Genomic DNA, 12,170 nt, shown 5'->3' on the forward strand with positions numbered 1-12,170 from the left:
GTCCGTGCGCCGGGCTCCTTGCCATGCGGTGGGCGCACGTGCTTGCATCCGCGCATGCTTGAATCCGCCACGCTCAACCACGCCGCCCGCGTGCTGGCCTCCATCGACCGCGACCTGCCGGCGGATGGGGCGCTGCGCCGCTATCTCTACGGAGCGAAACACCTGGGCCCGCGCGAAAAGCGGGCGGTGAGCCGCGCGGTCTTCGCCTATTTCCGCTGGATGCAGTGGCTGGACCCCAAGGCCTCCTACCAGAAGCAGGTGGAGCAGGCGTGGGCGATGCAGGAGCGGTTCAATGCCGACGAGAAGTCGGTGAAGGCCGAGGCGCTGAAGGTGCGCGCGGTGCCGGAGTGGGTGGCGGCGGAAATGGATCTGCCCGCGGACTACCTCCGGCAGCTGCAGCACGAACCGGCGCTGTGGCTGCGGGCGCGCCCGGGCCGCGCGGCCAAGCTGGCGCAGGTGTTGGGCGACTGCGTGCACAGCGACCGCGCGCCGGATGCGATGCGCTACACCGGGCCGCACGATCTTTTCCTCACGCCGGCCTTTCATGAAGGCACGTTTGAGATCCAGGACCTCGCGTCGCAGCTCGTGAGCCTGGCCTGTGCGCCGGCGGCGGGCCAGACGTGGTGGGACGCGTGTGCGGGCGAGGGCGGAAAGCTGCTCCATCTCGCCGACCTGATGGGCAACAAGGGCGTGATCTGGGCCTCGGATCGGAACGAGCGCCGACTGGCCGTGCTGAAGCGGCGGGCGGCGCGCGCGCAGGTCTTCAACTACCGCGCGGCGTTGTGGGACGGCGGGGCGAAGCTGCCCACCAAGACGAAGTTTGACGGCATCCTGGTCGACGCGCCCTGCAGCGGCGTAGGCACCTGGCAGCGCAACCCGCACGCGCGGTGGACGGTGGGACCGGAGGACGTACGGGAACTCGCCGCGACACAGCTCGCGTTGCTAAACCATGTCGTCCCGGCACTGCGGCCGAAGGGCCGGCTGGTGTATTCCGTGTGCACGCTGACGCGCTCCGAAACGACGGCCGTGGTGGCGGCGTTCCAGTCCGCGCATCCGGAGCTGCAGCCAGATCCGCTGTTTGGCGCGGCGCCGGAGCTGACGCTCTGGCCGCATGAGCTGAACGCGAACGGCATGTTCATCGCCGCGTGGCGGAAGCCGGAGTGAGTTCGGTCAAAAAGATCAACGCCGCCACGGTCCGGGCCGACTTCAACGACCTGACCGCGGTGGTGCACTACACGCGCGCGGCCCACGAGCTCGGGCTGTGGGCGTCGGAGCGCCTGCTGATCGAGCGGCATTTCCCCGACCCCACGCGCCCGCTGCTGGAGGCGGGGTGCGGAGCCGGGCGGGTGACGATCGGGTTGTGGGAACTTGGATACCGCGACCTGACGGCGTTCGATTTCGCGCAGGAGCTCGTGGACCAGGCGATCAGCCTCGCGGCGGAGCGCCAGGCGGAGGCGATCCGGTTCTTCTGGGCCGACGCGACGCGCGTGTGCACCGAGCACCACGACCTCGTGGGCCGGTTCGGCGGCGCGTTGTTCATGTTCAACGGCCTGATGCAGATTCCCGGGCGGCGGCGGCGGCGGGCGGCGCTGCGGCAGCTGTTTCGCGCCTGCGCGCCGGGGGCGCCGCTCCTCTTCACCACGCACGACCGGGACCACTCGCCGACCGAGCGCGCGCTGTGGCGGCTCGAGACGATCCGCTGGGTGCGGGGCGAGCAGGACCCGCGGCTGGTGGAGTTCGGCGACCGCTACTTTTCCGACGAGGCGGGACGCACGTTCATGCACCTGCCGGACCGCCGCGAGATCCTCGAGGACCTGACGGCGACGGGCTGGTCGCACACGTTTGATGCGATGCGCAGTGCCGTCGCGAGTGAATCGAAGGCGGTGAAGGACTTTTCGGACGAGTGCCGCTTCTGGGTCGCGCACAAGCCGACGCGCGCCTGAAGCCGGCGCGCCAGAGGCCAGAAACCAGAAGCCCGAAGCCGGAGGCCAGAGGCCAGAAACCAGAAGCCCGAAGCCGGAGGCCAGAAGCCGGAGGCCAGAAGCCGGGAGCAGAAATGGAGAGGCGGAAGGGGCCTAGTCTGACGCTGACGTCTGATTTCTGACTGGCTTCCGGCCTCCGGCTTCTGGCTTCCGACTTGTCAGCGCATCCGGGCGAACGTGGCCTGCAGGAGCGCGAGATCGCTGGCCTGCTTGGTGCGTTCGCGGGCGCGGGCGATCAGGCCGGCCTCGAGGGCGTTCTTGGTCGGCTGCTGCTTGTTCTCGTAGAACACGCCGTAGCACCCGGGCCACGGCTGCAGCGCGAGGCGGTACGCGGCCACCTCGTCGGTGACATCGTGGCGGGCGGCGTCCTCGGGCGTGCCGTCATGCTTCTTCTCTTCGATGACGGTCCACGTTCCGCCCTTGCGCGGATTGGCGGCATCGAACGCGCCGGGGTAGAACTCGACGCACTCGGAGTTGATCTCGACGACCGAGAAGCCGTCGTGCCTCGCGGCGCGCGTCATCATCTCGATCATGTGGTTGACCTGCGTGGCGTGGCTGCGCGCCACGAACGTCGCGCCGCTGTTGAGCAGCGTGCGCATCGGGTTGATCGGACGGTCGATCGCGCCGGTCGGGTCGGTCTTGGTCTTGAAGCCGAGCGGCGAGGTGGGGGACGTCTGCTTCTTTGTCAGCCCGTACACAAAGTTGTCCATGATCACGTAGGTGAGCCGGACATTCTTGCGGGCGGTATGGACGAGGTGGTTGCCGCCGATGGAGAAGCCGTCGCCGTCGCCGCCGAACACGAACACGTGCAGGTCGTCGCGGCCGAGGCTGATGCCGGCGGAAAACGGGAGGGCGCGCCCGTGGATGAAGTGGCCGCCGTGGGTGTTGACGAAGTACGGGAAGCGTGAGGAGCAGCCGATGCCAGCGAAGGTGACGATCTTCTCGTGCGGGTAGTTGAGCTTTTCGAGGACGCGGTAGAAGGCGGCGAGGACGGCGAAGTCGCCGCAGCCGGGGCACCACGTCGGGTGGTCGGCGGTGAGCGCCTTCTTGGTGAGCGGGACGGACGCAGCGGCCGCGGGGGCCGGTGAGGTGGGGACGGGAAGAGTGGAGGAGGACATCGGAGGCGGGCGTGGGTGGGCGGATACGGTCCGCGCGGCACCGGTGGCAGGCGCCGGTGCGAACGGCGGAACCGACGTCAGGAGGACGCGGTAGGGGACGGCGCGGTGGGCGCCGGGCGGGCGAGGGCACTGGCGGTGGCGGCGCCGACGGCGGTGTCGAGGGTGCGGCTCTCGAGGTGGCGGCCGATCCCGGCGACGAGTTCGCTCACCTTGAACGTGAGGCCGTCGGTCTTGCAGACGCTGACGATGGCGGGGTTGGCGAAGCGGGCGCGCAGGAGGAGCGCGAGCTGGCCGAAACCGTAGAGACCCTCGTCGTTGAGCTCGGCCACGACGATGCGGCGGTAGCGGGCGAAGATCGGTTCGAGCCCGTTGGGCAGCGGGTTGAGGTGGCGGAGGTGCAGGTGGCCGGCGGTGAGGCCGGCCTGGCGGACGCGGGTGAGTGCCTCGCGACCCGGGCCCCAGCCGGAGCCCCAGGTGACGAGGAGGACATCGCCGGCGTCGTCGCCGGTGACCTCGGGGAGGGGCAGCGAGGCGGCGAGCGTCTTCAGCTTTTCGCGCCGCTTGGCCGTCATCTGCTGGTGCAGCTTCGGGCTGCCGGTCGGATGGCCAAGCTCATCGTGTTCGAGGCCGGTGACGGTCGGGAACTTGCCGGAGGCGATGCGCGCGCCGGGCGGGGCGTGCCGTGTGATGGCGTCGAGCGGATACGGTTTGAAGTCGGCGGGGCGCTCGGAGAGGTCGGGCGCCGGGTTGACCATGAGCGCGGCGAAGTCGGGCTCGTCGAAGGCCTCGATCCGGGAGGACAGACCCTGGTCGGTGAGGATGAGGACCGGCGTGCTGTAGTCGCGGGCGATGCGGGCGGCCTCGAGCGCGATGTGGAAGCAGTCCTCGACGTTGCGCGGTGCGAGCACCACGCGCGGGGAATCGCCGTGGCTGCCGTAGATCGCCTGCATGAGATCGCTCTGCTCGACGTTCGTGGGCATCCCGGTGGAGGGACCGCCGCGCTGGACGTTGATCACGATGAGCGGCATCTCGGCCATGACGGCCCAGCCGAGCGCTTCCATCTTGAGGGAAAGTCCCGGGCCGGAACTCCCGGTGATGGCGAGCTGCCCGGAATACGAAAAGCCCAGGGCGGTGGAGATGGAGGCAATCTCGTCCTCGCACTGGACGAACGTGCCGCCGTACTTCGGCAGCTCGGTGCGCAGGATCTCCATGATCGAGGACCACGGCGTGATCGGGTAACCGGCGCCGTGGCGAATGCCGGCGGCGATGAGGCCGTAGGCGAGTGCGGTGTTGCCATCCATCGTGACCTGCGGCCGGCCGGTGCGGGCGGTGGCGCGGTCGATGGCCTCGAAGCGGTAGAAGAGGTCGCGGAGATTGTTCTGCGGCCAGCCGTAGCCGGCGTCGAACGCGAGCATGGCGTTGCGGACGATGTCCTCGTCCTTGCCGCCGAAACGCTCCTTGATGAGCCCGGCGAGCTTGGCGACATCGAGGTCGAACACGCGGGCGAGGAAGCCGAGCACGAACATGTTCTTGCCCTTGTCCTTCGCCGCGCCGCCGACGGCCTCGACCGTGCCGGTGGTGATCGGGACCGCGACCTGCGTGAACCGGTGATCGTCGGGATTCGGCTTCACGTGATCGGTGTCGTACACGAGCACGCCGCCGGGCCGCAGCGAGGCGATGTGGGCGTCGTAGCTGTGCTGGTAGAACGCCACGAGCATGTCGGTGCGGTCGCCGGCGGAGAGAATCTCGCCGGTGCCCATGCGGACCTGGAAGATCGAGGGGCCGCCGGAGATCGTCGACGGGATCGTCATGTAGGTCATGACGTCCTGGTCGCTGCGGCCGGCGAGGCGGGCGAGGAACCCGCCGATGGTCTGGATGCCGTCCTGGGAATTGCCGGCGAGCCGGATGACGACGTCCTGGATGGAGTGAGGCGCGTGGCGGGTCACGGCAGTCGCCGCGCCCGTGGCCTCGGGAGTGTGTGGGCTGGCCATGAGTGGGGCGGCCAACGTGTCCCCGGGGCGGGACTCCGTCAACGGACCCCACGGTCAGCTCGCATCAAGATTAGTCCGGGATGCTCCCGGGAAATCCCCGTAGAAGGTCCCGTAATTGCCCGGCTGGCGGCGGCGCGCCAGACCGGGGCGTCGGAGGGCGCGCGCAGGTGCGCGAGGACCGGCTAGTTCCAGAACTCGACGCAGACCACCATCGGGATGGCGGCGCGATGCTGGGTGGCGGTGAGCCGGCCGGTGGCGGCGTCGACGCGGAAGACGTTCACGTAGGCCGTATCGGCGTCCTGGTGACCGCAGACGAGCCACTTGCCGTTGGGCGAGAGGGCAAAGTTGCGCGGAACCTTGCCGCCGGTGGGGATGATTTCCACGAGGCTCAGCGCGCCGGTGGCGGCATCGATGGCGAATACGGCGATGCTGTCGTGGCCGCGGTTGGAGGCGTAGAGAAACTTGCCGTTGGGGTGGACGCGCACCTCGGCGCCCCACTTGGCCATGTAGCCGCCGGGGAGGGTGGTGGCGATCTGCCGCGGGCTGAGCGCGCCCTTGGCGGGATCGTAGTCGAACACCTCGACGGAGGAGCCCATCTCGCTGAGCACGTAGGCGTGCCGGCCATCGGGGCCGAACTTGAAATGGCGCGGGCCGCCGCAGGGCTGGGTGGCCACGAACGGCGGCTGGGCGGGCGTGAGCCGGGCGTTGGCGGCGTCGAGCGCGTAGGTGAAGACCTTGTCGAGCCCGAGGTCGCAAACCATGACGAAGCGGTTGTCGGGGGAGATCGTCACCGAGTGGACGTGCGGCTTTTCCTGACGCTGCGGGTTGGGCCCGGTGCCGGCGTGGCGGATGATCTGGGGCGCGCCGAGCGTGCCGTCGGCGTGTATCGGCAAAGCGGCGACATAGCCGTCGCCGTAGTTGGCGGCGACGAGGGTCTTCTGAGTGGCGTCGATGGCGAGATGGCACGGGGCGCCGGCGGGTTCCTGAGCGCTGGCCGGGAGGGGCAGGGGCGTGAGGGCGCCGGTGGAAGGATCGATCGCGTACCCGGCGACGAGGGCCCTGGAGCCGTGGACGGCATAGAGGAACTTGCGGTCGGGCGACACGGTGACCCACGTCGGGCTGTCGATCTCGGCGACCAGCTGCGGCGCGCTCAACGCGCCGGTGGCGTCGTCCAGCCGGGCGGCGTAAATGCCGCGGCTGGTGCTGCGGGTGTAGGTGCCAAAGTAAATGAGATGCGAGGAATCCATAGCGGGCGCGGTACCGTGGAGGAAAAAGGCGCTGAGGCAAAGCGCGATGCGTGTCGCGAGACGGCGAAGTCGGGGGGAGCTCACGCGTCGGAAGATGTTCGTCGCGGCCCACATGGCGATGCCGTTTCTGCGCTGCGGCGGGCAGGACTGGGCCGCGCTTTCGGCGCCGGCGGGAGGGAATAATCGCCGGCGGGAAAGCGTGGGGTGGCGACGTGCCAGCTGATGGCGGATCCGCTGCTCGCTCGCCTTGTGGAGCGGCCACCGGCAAGATTCGCGGTAGGTGTGCCAAACGCTGCGCAGCCCCTTGCTGCCCAGTGTGGCACGCTTTCATTTCTTCCAACATGACCAAGGGTTTTCCTATTCTCACGCCGGAACAGGCCGCCGCACTGGTGAAGCACAACGAAACCGTTGGCTTCGGTGGTTTTACCGCTGCCGGTGCGTGCAAAGTAATCCCGCTCGCTCTCGCTGAGCGCGCCAAGGCCGAACATGCCGCCGGACGCCCCTTCAAGCTGGGCGTCCTGACTGGCGCCTCGACCGGCAAGTCGTTGGACGGCGCCCTCGCGGCCGCCGAGGCGATTGCCTGGCGCACGCCGTATCAATCCGACCCGACGCTCCGCAAGGCGATCAACGAGGGGAAGACCAAGTTCTTCGACCTGCACCTTTCCGCGGTGCAGCCGACCGTCCGCTCGGGCGTGCTCGGCAAGGTCAACTGGGCCATCGTCGAGGCGTCCCGCGTGACGCCCGAGGGTGAGATCACGCTCTCGACCTCGGTCGGCTGCTCCAACACCTACGTCCGCATGGCGGATCACGTGCTGATCGAGCTCAACGCCTATCATCCCGCCGAGCTCACCGGCTTCCACGATCTGTACGAGCCGGCCGATCCGCCGCATCGCCGCGAGATTCCGATCTACGCCCCGACCGATCGCGTCGGCTCGACCGTCATCAAGGTCGACCCGAAGAAGATCGCGGGCATCGTGCACACCAACAAGCCCGACGAGTCCGGCGGCTTCGACGCCCCCGATCCGGTGACCACCAAGATCGGTGAGAACGTCGCCAAGTTCCTCGTCGACGAGCTGCGTGTCGGCCGCATCCCGGCCTCGTTCCTTCCGCTGCAGTCCGGCGTGGGCAATATTGCCAACGCCGTGATCGGCGCGCTCGGCTCCAGTGCCGGCATCCCGCCGTTCATGATGTACACCGAGGTCATCCAGGACTCGGTCATCGACCTGATCGAGAAGGGCAAGTGCACCTTCGCCAGCGGCTGCTCGCTCACCGTCAGCCCGGCCAAGCTCCAGCAGATCTACAAGAACCTGGAGTACTATCGTTCGCGCATCGTGCTGCGCCCGCAGGAAATCTCGAACAGCCCCGAGCTGGTCCGCCGCCTCGGCCTGATCACGATCAACACCGCGATCGAGGTCGACCTGTTCGGCAACGTGAATTCGACGCACGTCATGGGCAAGGACCTCATGAACGGCATCGGCGGCTCGGGTGACTTCACCCGCAACGCGCACATTTCGATCTACACCTGCCCGTCGGTCGCCAAGAAGGGCGCGATCAGCACGATCGTGCCGTTCGTCACGCACCTCGATCACAGCGAGCACTCGGTGCAGGTTGTCGTGACTGAGCACGGCATCGCCGATCTCCGCGGCAAGGCGCCGCACGAGCGCGCGATGGCGATGATCGAGAACTGCGTCCACCCGGAGTACCGCCAGCTGATGAAGGATTACCTGACGATCTCCAACAAGGGCCACGTGCCGCAGACCCTGCAGAACGCCTTCGGCATGCACCAGGCGTTCCTCCAGACCGGCGACATGCGGAACACGAAGTGGCTGAGCTAAGCTGAGTCGCGTTCCCGTTTGGTTTTCGGCCGCGTGCGCCCCCCGGGCGCCGCGGCCTTTTTCGTGCCTGACTCCGGCCCCCGGCGGGGACTGGTCAGCTCAGGCTCGGCGTGAAGGGCGGCGTGCTCACCGAGCGCGGCGGCTGCCCGTCGATCAGGGCCGGCTGGTCCAGCGGCAGCTCGACGACGATCGTCGTGCCGATGCCCACCTCGCTCTTCACCGAGATGGTGCCGCGGTGCAGGGCGACGATCTTGTCGCTGATCGTCAGCCCGAGCCCAAACCCGCGCTTGTCGTCGCCGAACTGCTTCGTCGTGAAGTAGGGCTCAAAGATGTGCTGGCTGTGCTCCGGTGAGATGCCGGCGCCCTGGTCGCTGACGGTCAGCCGGATGGTGCCGCCGGCGCCGGGGCTGGCGGTGAGGTTGACCGCGGAACCCGGCACGGAGGCGTCCACCGCGTTGTTCGTCAGGTTCGCCAGCATGCGCTGGATGAGCACGACGTCGGCGGAGAACTCGTCGACGCCGTGGATGTCGGTGGTGATCGAAACGTTGCGGCGCGCTGCGCGGGAATGGGTGATCTCGACCACGAGCGCAAAGATCCGCTGCACGCGCACGCGCTGGAAATTGGGCGTGAGCCGGCGGGCGAAGAGCAGCGCCTCGTTGACGTAGTCGGTGATGATCGCGACCGAGCGCCGGGCGGCGGTGTGGACTTCCTCCTCGGCGGACCCGGGCGCGTAGCGGCCGGTGGTGTGGACGAGGAACGCAGAAATGGGCGTGATGAGGTTCTTCAGGTCGTGCGCCAGCCCGCGCGACATCATCGCGAGGTGGTCGACCTTGGTCTTGAGTCCCTCCTCGGCGATGAGCCGCGAGCGCACGAGGATGTTGTCGATGGTGGTCGCGATCTCGCGGACGCGCTCGACCTCGGGGTAGGTGAAGGGCCAGCGGTTGCGCTTCGCGCCCAGGACGATGGCGAGCGACGATTTGGGGCTGCCGGCGGGGACGGCGATGGCGAGGCTCAGCTGGTAGCGGCGGAAGAACTCCAGGAGTTCGCTTGTGCCCGCGGCGCCGGGCCCGCGGTCGAGCCCCTCGGGCGTGGCCCACACCATTTGGTGGAGGAGCATCAGGGCCGGGCTGTCGTGGCGCAGCTCCATGGCGTCGCCCGCGAGTGCGTCGCCCCGGTCAATCAGGAGCGTGGCGGAAGAGGCATCGAGCCGCAGTTCGAGTAACTTTTCGAGCTGGCGCACCAAGAGGGTGGTGTCGGGCTCCGTCCGGGCGAGTGAGGTGACCTCGTTGCGAATCGCCTCGAGGCGGTGGATGCCGCGCAGGTCGAGCCAGCGCCGCGTCTTCCGGTCGGCCCAGAGCACGACGGAGCTGCACACGACGATGCTGAGCAGGAGGTGCGCGGGCGGCGGCACGAAGGCATCGAGGATCGAGGTGCCAACCCAGGTGCCGACTGCGAGGAGGCACACCATGCAGACGCGCTGGCCGAGCGACACAAAGATCTGCCGCAGGTCGTACACGCGGTGAAACGTGAGGGCCCAGGCGCTCAGGATGTACGACGTCAGGATGAACGCGAAACTGACGTATTTCAGACCGGGGATGCGCACCAGGTTGCCGAGGCCGCTCACGAGCAGCATCAGCGGGAACGTGATCGCCGTGTTGAGCACGAGGAACTGCATCTCCACGCGGCGCACTCCGCGTTCGCGCTGCATCAGCCGGTAGATGTGCACGACCAGCAGCCACTCAAGGAGGAGATACAGGCCGTAGTAGAACGTGTAGGCGGGACCCCGCATCGGCCGCAGCGGGCTCGAACCCGCGGGCAGGTAGGCGTCGGTGAAACAGACGAGGCCGCTGGCGCATCCCAGCAGGAGGAACGGCATGGCTTGGCGGAAGGCCTGCCGGCGCGGCGTCGCGCGCACCGCTTCGCTCAGGAGGAAGACCATCCAGGGTACGAAGCCGGACGCGGCGCCGTTGATCTGGATCCAAACCAGTGGATTTGCGGACGGGTCGTAGGCGAACCGCGCGCCGACCAGCATCGCCTCGCCCACGCTCCACAGCCAGACGGTCACCACCAGCGTGACCAGGAAGTACATCTGGTTGGCGAACCGACTCGGGTTGGTTCCGAGCACCGCGAAACCGACGCCGAGGCAGAAGGTCGCGATGACGAAGATGGTGATGATCATGCCAGGAGGCGCCGGTACGTGACGAGATAACGCCGGTGCTGCGTACTCGTCGAGAATTCCGTCGGCCTCACGCCGTCCAATCCATAGCAAACGCGCAGGCGGTCGCCTCGCAGTTGATACACGCAGGGGATCGTGCAGCCCGCGTTCGGGCCGACATGGCCGTGCAGCGTCAGGGCGGCGGACTCGGCCGCGCCTTCCAGCTCAAACGCGCCGCGATCCACGACCTGGCCGCCGAAGATGGCCTGGTAGCGGCCGGCCAGAAACTCGATCGTGCTCTGCCGGGCGACCAGTTCCGGAGCGGCCTCGCCGGCCAGTTCGCCGCGCAGCATCTGCCACCGGCCTTCGATGGAGACGGACTCGGTCATGGGAGCCGGCGACGCGGGGTGGTGGCGCTCAGCGCTTCACCACGAACGGCGCGAAGAAGGCGGCCTGCGTGGGCGGGAAGCGGCCGCGCAGGTGCACCCCGTCGTCCTGCTGTTCCTCGGCCTGCACGTGCCCCACCTCGTGGAGCCGGGCGATGACGTCGTAGCGCGCATGGGGCACGACCAGTTCGGTCGACGTGTTGGCCTCGGCGATCAGTTCGAGACAGCGCTCCTCGAGCGCATCGAGGCCCTCGCGCGTGCGGGCGCTGACGAACAAGGCGTCGGGCACGAGCGCCCGCGCACGCTGCAGCATGGCCGGGGTGGCCGCGTCGATCTTGTTGAAAACCGTCAGAGTGGTCTTCTCCGCTGCGCCGAGTTCCTGGAGGACGGAGAGGGTCGTGGCGTGGTGCTGTTCGACGTTGGGGTTGGTCACGTCGAGCACGTGGACGAGGAAGTCGGCGACGATGACCTCCTCGAGCGTGGCCTTGAAGGCCTCGACGAGGTCGTGCGGCAGCCGGCGGATGAAGCCGACGGTATCCGTCACGAGCACCTTCTGGTTCCCGCGCAGGACGAGCTGGCGCGTGGTGGGGTCGAGGGTGGCGAAGAGCTTGTCGGCGGCGAGCACCTGTGCGCCCGTGAGGGTGTTGAGGAGCGTCGACTTGCCGGCGTTCGTGTAGCCGACGATCGAGCAGGTCGGCACGGGGATGCGCTGGCGTTTCCGGCGCTGGACGTCGCGCTGCTGGACGACATTCACGAGCTCGCGCTTCAAGTGTGCGATGCGGTCGCGCACGATGCGGCGGTCCTGCTCGAGCTGGGTTTCGCCTTCGCCGCCGAGGGCGCCCTTGCCGCGTTGCCGGGACAGGTGCGTCCAGGCGCGGGTCAGGCGGGGCAGGGAGTACTCCATGCGGGCGAGCGCGACCTGGAGGATGGCTTCGCGGGTCTGCGCGCGGTCGGCGAAGATCTCGAGGATAACCTCCTGGCGGTCGATGACGGCGAGGCCTGATTGCTCCTCCCAGTTGCGCTGCTGGGCCGGGGAGAGGGCCTTGTCGAAGATGATGACGTCGACCTCGTCGGCCTTGGCCAGCTCGATGATCTCGGCAGCCTTGCCGGACCCGAGCAGCATTGCCGGGTTGGCGTGCCGCAGCCGGACGAGAGTGGTCCGGGCGACGGTGATCCGGAGGTTTTCGACGAGCTCCTTGAGCTCGCCGAGCAGTTCGGCTCCTTCATCCGCCGCCATGTCGTCAGTTTGCACGCCGACCAGGAAGGCGCGCTGGAGGTTGGCGGGTTTGTCGGTAAGGAAGTCTGCCATGAAGGAGTCGGTTACCCAAGCGGGTCGGCTGGCCGAGTCAAACTAGCACCCGCCGGTGCGGAACGCAGCCTGGGGGAGGGGGCAACCCTTTGGAAAGCAGGTCCATAGCGGGCTTGTTTTCTTGGGGGATTCACCCTAGATTCCACG

The 12,170-nt window shown here is 68.2% G+C and carries 9 protein-coding genes; 3 read left to right on the forward strand and 6 right to left on the reverse strand.

Going from position 1 to position 12,170, the window contains the following annotated elements; genetic code table 11:
* Nucleotides 1-54: 54 nt before the first annotated feature.
* Both DB354_RS01240 and DB354_RS01245 read left to right on the forward strand, forming a co-directional pair.
* On the forward strand, nucleotides 55-1,164 hold the full coding sequence (locus tag DB354_RS01240) for an RsmB/NOP family class I SAM-dependent RNA methyltransferase (protein WP_107833614.1): 1,110 nt from the start codon (nucleotides 55-57) through the stop codon (nucleotides 1,162-1,164).
* Complete coding sequence (locus DB354_RS01245) at nucleotides 1,161-1,943, forward strand: class I SAM-dependent methyltransferase (protein WP_233256516.1); 783 nt, start codon at nucleotides 1,161-1,163, stop codon at nucleotides 1,941-1,943. The genes DB354_RS01240 and DB354_RS01245 overlap by 4 nt, the downstream gene beginning before the upstream one ends.
* A gap of 197 nt (nucleotides 1,944-2,140) precedes the next feature.
* Here the strand turns inward: DB354_RS01245 and DB354_RS01250 are convergent, their stop codons facing one another.
* From DB354_RS01250 to DB354_RS01260, 3 genes are all read right to left on the reverse strand, one after another.
* Nucleotides 2,141-3,100: a thiamine pyrophosphate-dependent enzyme gene (locus tag DB354_RS01250; protein ID WP_107833616.1), complete on the reverse strand. Its 960-nt coding sequence runs from the start codon at nucleotides 3,098-3,100 to the stop codon at nucleotides 2,141-2,143.
* A 77-nt stretch (nucleotides 3,101-3,177) separates the two neighbouring features.
* A complete protein-coding gene (locus DB354_RS01255; protein WP_107833617.1) occupies nucleotides 3,178-5,091 on the reverse strand; it encodes a 2-oxoacid:acceptor oxidoreductase subunit alpha in 1,914 nt (637 codons plus the stop codon).
* Between the two features lie 182 nt (nucleotides 5,092-5,273).
* A complete protein-coding gene (locus DB354_RS01260; protein WP_158277309.1) occupies nucleotides 5,274-6,338 on the reverse strand; it encodes a lactonase family protein in 1,065 nt (354 codons plus the stop codon).
* A 341-nt stretch (nucleotides 6,339-6,679) separates the two neighbouring features.
* Here DB354_RS01260 and DB354_RS01265 point away from each other — a divergent pair, with 341 nt between their 5' ends.
* Nucleotides 6,680-8,173, forward strand: coding sequence for a succinate CoA transferase (locus DB354_RS01265; RefSeq protein ID WP_107833619.1), 1,494 nt, complete (start codon nucleotides 6,680-6,682; stop codon nucleotides 8,171-8,173).
* A gap of 94 nt (nucleotides 8,174-8,267) precedes the next feature.
* Here the strand turns inward: DB354_RS01265 and DB354_RS01270 are convergent, their stop codons facing one another.
* Genes DB354_RS01270 through hflX form a run of 3 tightly spaced genes read right to left on the reverse strand, consistent with a single transcriptional unit; the run spans nucleotide 8,268 to nucleotide 12,023 of the window.
* Complete coding sequence (locus DB354_RS01270) at nucleotides 8,268-10,352, reverse strand: HAMP domain-containing sensor histidine kinase (protein ID WP_107833620.1); 2,085 nt, start codon at nucleotides 10,350-10,352, stop codon at nucleotides 8,268-8,270.
* Complete coding sequence (locus DB354_RS01275) at nucleotides 10,349-10,717, reverse strand: TIGR03067 domain-containing protein (protein ID WP_107833621.1); 369 nt, start codon at nucleotides 10,715-10,717, stop codon at nucleotides 10,349-10,351. The genes DB354_RS01270 and DB354_RS01275 overlap by 4 nt, the downstream gene beginning before the upstream one ends.
* Nucleotides 10,718-10,745: 28 nt before the next feature.
* Nucleotides 10,746-12,023 carry a GTPase HflX gene (hflX, locus tag DB354_RS01280; protein ID WP_107833622.1) on the reverse strand — a complete coding sequence of 426 codons (1,278 nt, stop codon included), beginning with the start codon at nucleotides 12,021-12,023 and terminating at the stop codon, nucleotides 10,746-10,748.
* Between the last annotated feature and the right edge of the window lie 147 nt (nucleotides 12,024-12,170).

Source organism: Opitutus sp. ER46 (genome assembly GCF_003054705.1).
GTDB lineage: Bacteria > Verrucomicrobiota > Verrucomicrobiia > Opitutales > Opitutaceae > ER46.